Annotated in this window: 4 protein-coding genes and 1 pseudogene; 4 read left to right on the plus strand and 1 reads right to left on the minus strand. The window is 70.0% G+C overall.

Annotation, left to right across the window (positions count from 1 at the left end):
• Positions 1–189: 189 nt before the first annotated feature.
• The 4 genes from HC022_RS22795 to HC022_RS22810 are packed head-to-tail and all read left to right on the plus strand — an operon-like array spanning position 190 to position 2,706.
• On the plus strand, positions 190–450 hold the full coding sequence (locus HC022_RS22795; protein WP_008885532.1) for a PepSY domain-containing protein: 261 nt from the start codon (positions 190–192) through the stop codon (positions 448–450).
• 2 nt (positions 451–452) lie between these two features.
• Positions 453–1,097 (plus strand): cytochrome b/b6 domain-containing protein, encoded by a 645-nt coding sequence (locus HC022_RS22800; RefSeq protein ID WP_167453928.1) that lies wholly within the window; start codon positions 453–455, stop codon positions 1,095–1,097.
• Positions 1,094–1,645, plus strand: coding sequence for a helix-turn-helix transcriptional regulator (locus HC022_RS22805; protein ID WP_167453929.1), 552 nt, complete (start codon positions 1,094–1,096; stop codon positions 1,643–1,645). The genes HC022_RS22800 and HC022_RS22805 overlap by 4 nt, the downstream gene beginning before the upstream one ends.
• Complete coding sequence (locus HC022_RS22810; RefSeq protein ID WP_167453930.1) at positions 1,645–2,706, plus strand: metallophosphoesterase; 1,062 nt, start codon at positions 1,645–1,647, stop codon at positions 2,704–2,706. The genes HC022_RS22805 and HC022_RS22810 overlap by 1 nt, the downstream gene beginning before the upstream one ends.
• 57 nt (positions 2,707–2,763) lie before the next feature.
• On the opposite strand, the pseudogene HC022_RS22815 reads toward HC022_RS22810, so the two are convergent.
• A pseudogene (locus HC022_RS22815) lies at positions 2,764–3,004 on the minus strand (glucan biosynthesis protein); the annotation flags it as partial.

Below are 3,004 nucleotides of genomic sequence, written 5' to 3' on the forward strand. Positions count from 1 at the left end.
GCCCGCCCGAAAACACCGCCCAGAAACAGCACCCGGACCGGCTAAATCCCCCGAAAACCACCGTAAGCGCGCGCTTACGCGCGTCCGGGGCAGCGTTTCTGCGATGGACCGGCCCCGGTCCGAAGGCTCAGGTCCAGCCGGCGGAGACATCCCGCTCCGTTCCATTCATTGCCACAGGCAGGACACCCGATGACCAGACCCTTCCTTGCCAGCCTCGCGCTGATCGCAGTTCCCTTCGCCGCCAGTGCCATGCCCTCGGTGGGCGACGTGGTCGGCACCAACCCGACGGACGCCACCGCGGCGCTGGCAGCGGCGGGCTGCGCGGTGCGCGAATTCGAGGCCGAAGGCGGCATGATCGAAGCCAAGTGCACCGACGAGGCACAGAAGCTCTGGGAGGTCTACATCGACCCCAAGACCGGCGCCGTCACCAACATCAAGGATGACGACTGATCATGTCGCTTGATCTCGACCGGGGCGCCGAGGCGGCGCCCCTTCCTCCCGATCCCTGGGACCCGCTGGTGCGCATCAGCCACTGGCTGATCGCCGGGGTGGTGCTGGTGAACGGGCTGCTCAGCAAGCCGGGCGGCAACCTGCACGTCTGGCTTGGCTGGGTCGCGCTCGGCACCTTGGCCGTTCGGCTGCTCTGGGGGGTCGTAGGGCCGTCCGAGGCGCGGTTCTCGGCCTTCCTGCCGGACCCGGCGGGGGCGCTGCGGCACCTGCGCGACCTGCTGCGCGGGCGGCCCTCGGAATACCCCTCGCACAACCCGGCGGGGGCGATCATGGTCTACGCGCTCTGGGGCTGTCTTGCCATCGTCGTGGCCACCGGGCTCGTGATGACCGACATGAAGAGCCCGGTCACCATCGCCGAGGACCGCGCCGCGGTCGCCGCCGGGGACTGGTCGGTTCTTGTGGACGACAGCGAAACGGCAGAAAGTGACCACGAGGGCGACGGGGTCGCGAAGGAGCTTCACGAGCTGGCGGCGAACTTGATGCTGCTGCTCGCGATGGTGCATGTGGGCGGCGTGGTGATCGAGAGCCGGGCCCTCAGGCGCAACCTCGTGCGCCCGATGCTGACTGGAAGAGGCAAGATGAAGTGACCGGCAAGTCATCCCGTGCCAGTGGCGACCGGCGGCAGCCGCTCGCGCTTGCCGCCGTTCTGCTGCTGCAGGGGATCGCCGCGGTGTTCTTCGTCGGCGACGCGGTCGGCGACATGCTGCTCGATCCGACCTCGCCCGAGGGGATGCTGGAGTCGCTCGTGGCGCTGGCCCTCGTGGCCGGCGTGGTCCTGAGCGGCTTGCAGCTGCGCGCGGCGCTGGAGCGCCTCGCGACGCAGGAGCGGACGCTCGACACCGCCCGCGGCAAGCTCTCGGACGTCATCGCCACGCAGTTCCAGGCCTGGGGCCTGACGCCCGCCGAGCGCGACGTGGGGTTGCTGGCCCTCAAGGGGCTCGACGTGTCCGACATCGCCGCTCTGCGGGGCGCCGCGCAGGGCACGGTGCGGGCGCAGCTCACGCGGATCTACGCCAAGGCCGGGGTCTCGGGGCGTGCGCAGTTCGGGGCCTGGTTCGTCGAGGACCTGCTCGAGGACGACCTGACCCTGGCGCCAAACCAAAAGACAGCCGCAAGGACGGCGGAGAGATCATGATGAAACGGATCGGAGCGGGGCTTGCGGCCCTTGTGGCGGCGGCACTGCTGGTGACGGCGATCGAGGGGCAGTGGTTCGGCTACGCCTCCTTCCTGATGCACGGGCAGGACCGGTCGGCCTGGAGCGGCACCGAGAGCGAGCCTCAGCGCATTCTGGACGCGGCCTACGACGGCCAGAACGAGAGCATCACGCTGCTCGCGGTGGGCGACATCGCCGATTGCCCGGAGCGTCTGAACCTCGCCCATGTGCTGCCTGCGACCGCCGGCCTGCTGGGGCTGGCTTCGCCCTTCGACACCAGCCACGTGCCCGCATCGGCCACCGCCGAGCTTGCGGACCGCTGGCCCGACGCGCCGATCCTCGCGCTGGGGGATCTGGTCTACAACTCGGGCACCGCGCGCGAGTTCTCGGATTGCTTCGACCAGGTCTGGGGGCAGGAGAGGCCGCGGATTCTGCCGACGCCGGGCAACCACGAGTACGAAACGCCCGGCGCCTTCGGCTATTACGAAAGCTGGGCCGGGCGGGCCGGGCTGGGCTCGGAGGGCTACTATGCCGCCCATGCCGGCAATTGGCTGGTGCTGTCGCTCAACAGCGAGGTCGAGGCCGGGGCGGGCTCACCGCAGGCGCAATGGCTGTCGGACACGCTGGCTGCGGCGCCCGAGGCCTGCGTGCTGGCCTTCTACCACCGGCCGGCCTACTCGCTGCAGCAACGCGGCGGGCTCGACAGCGCCACGGCGCTCTTCCGGACGCTGCAGGCTGCTGGGGCGACGCTGGTGCTGAACGGGCACAACCACTTCTACGAACGTTCCCTGCCGCTGGCCGGGGATGGCGCGCCGGATCGGAGCGACGGGCTGCTCGAGTTCGTGGTGGGTACCGGGGGCGAGACATCGAAGGTGCGCCCGGTGGCGCCGACCACCGCCTCGGCGGTGTTCGGGCATCTCGGGCTGCTTCGGCTCGAGCTCGGGGCGGACAGCTATCGCTGGTGGTTTCACGACTCCGCCACGGGCGAGATGCTCGACACGGGCGAGGGCGGCTGCAGCCAGCGCGTAGGCGCGCCCGCCTGACCCTTGCGCCATGAGCGGCGCCCGTCGCCATGCGCGACGGGCGCCCTCGGGGAGGGCTCAGGGCCGGGAGGCCAGCAGCGTGCGCATCTGCGACGGGAAGAGCTGACTCAGCCAGGTCTTTTTTCTTTCCTGTTTGTCGACCTCGACGAACATGCGCAGGTCGATGGGCGTGTCGTCATCCTCGGGGATGCTCGAGAAATCGAGGTCGAAGATGGCGCGCCAGTAATCCTCGTCCACCACCGGGTAGGCGGCGAACCCGCTGACCGTGCCGCGCGAGGCGGTGACCACGGGGCGGATG

This window comes from Salipiger sp. HF18, assembly GCF_011806505.1.
In the GTDB taxonomy this organism is placed as follows: domain Bacteria; phylum Pseudomonadota; class Alphaproteobacteria; order Rhodobacterales; family Rhodobacteraceae; genus Salipiger; species Salipiger thiooxidans.